Source organism: Marixanthomonas spongiae (assembly GCF_003095375.1).
GTDB lineage: Bacteria > Bacteroidota > Bacteroidia > Flavobacteriales > Flavobacteriaceae > Marixanthomonas > Marixanthomonas spongiae.
Genome location: NZ_QEHR01000027.1, coordinates 1 through 1,670 on the forward strand (window position 1 = coordinate 1; position 1,670 = coordinate 1,670).

The window sequence follows — 1,670 nt, forward strand, 5'->3', positions numbered from 1 at the left end:
ACCGTCAGACTGTCTCAAAACCATGCCATTATTGCAGCCTTTTTCCAAGGATATAATTTTAATTTGCCTTATCTTTAGGAATGGAATACCAACAAGGACAAGACCGGGAACAGCTTACCCTTTACAGCACATGCCTGGACGACATGGTCCCCGATGACAACAGCGTCCGTTTTATCGACCAATTTGTAGAAACCCTCGATCTGGAAAATATGGGCTTTACCAGCTTAGCGGCCCAAGGGCGCCCGCCCTACAGCCCGGGCGATCTGCTTAAGCTCTATATCTACGGGTATATGAACCGCATGCGCTCCTCGCGCCAGCTGGAAAAAGAATGTCACCGCAACCTGGAGGTCATATGGCTTCTGAAAAACCTAAAGCCAGACCATAACACCATTGCCCGCTTCAGAAAAAACAACTCAAAGGCGATCCGGCGCGTATTCAGGGAGAGCGTCAGCATTGCCAGAAATTTCAACCTTATAGGAGGGGAGCTCATTGCCGGGGACTCTACGAAACTGCGGGCCCAGAACAGCAAAAAAAACAACTACAACAAGAAGAAGGTACAGCGCCACCTGGACCATATAGACGAAAAGCTTGCCGCCCACAACAAAGCCCTGGCCGAGGCCGACAACGACAAAAAAGCCGAGATAGAAAAAGAGATCGCCCACCGCAAGGCACAGCGTGGGAAATACGAACAAATTCAAAAAGAGCTGAACGAAAACACCAGTACGGAAAACCCACAGCTCTCCACCTCGGACCCCGACAGCAGGCACCAGATCGTGCGCGGGATGATCACCGAGGTCTGTTATACCGCACAGACCACCGTAGATGCCAAACACAAATTGTTAGTGGATTACAAGCTCAGCAACCAGAACGACAAGAAAGCAATGGGGATGATGCTCAGGAGGGCAAAATCCATTTTAAGGACCGGTTCGTTCACCGCCCTTTACGACAAAGGGTACCATACGGGCAGTGAATTTCACATAGCGGACCAATTGGGGATAAAAACCCTGGTTGCCATTCCCGCCATAGGACGAAAAAGCCAGGCCCCAGACCCCGCTTATAATGCTGAACATTTCACATACAATTCCAGTGACGATACCTACACCTGCCCGCAGGGACACCGTTTGACTTCCAATGGCACGCGTTACAAAGGGCGCAACTACACCTTTAAACAATATAAGACCAGGGCCTGCAAACAGTGCCCGGTACGGGACCGATGCACCAGGGCCAAGGCAAACGGTAAAGTGATACAGCGGAGCCAGTTCACACAGAATATTCAAAACAATGCCCAACGGGTCCGCAAGAACGAAAGCCTTTATAAAAAACGCCAGGCTTTGGTGGAACACCCTTATGGGACATTGAAGAGGCAATGGGGGTTTGACCACATCTTGACCAAAAAAGGGATCATGGCGGCCAGTGCAGATTTTGGGCTCATGGCCATCGCCTATAACCTGAAAAGGATCTTGAAGCTGAGCAAGGAGAACAAACTCGACCTTACGGCCCTTAAAAACGCTATATATCACCTAGAGGTGCTGCTGGATCTCATTTTAAACTGTTTGGGGGCACGTAAAAGCAACTTTCAAAAAATGCCGGCACACCGATGGATTTCACCAAAATCCGAAAAATACTGTTTTTAAGAGAATTAATTGGTAGTTTTGAGACAGACTGCCGTT

The 1,670-nt window shown here is 49.1% G+C and carries 1 protein-coding gene; it reads left to right on the plus strand.

The window, feature by feature from the left end:
* Positions 1-80 precede the first annotated feature (80 nt).
* A complete protein-coding gene (locus DDV96_RS15730; RefSeq protein ID WP_240607754.1) occupies positions 81-1,634 on the plus strand; it encodes an IS1182 family transposase in 1,554 nt (517 codons plus the stop codon).
* The last annotated feature ends 36 nt before the right edge of the window (positions 1,635-1,670 follow it).

Coding starts and splice junctions, on each gene's coding strand:
- DDV96_RS15730 (WP_240607754.1), top strand. CDS start 81: ATGGAATACCAACAAGGACAAGACCGGGAACAGCTTACCCTTTACAGC.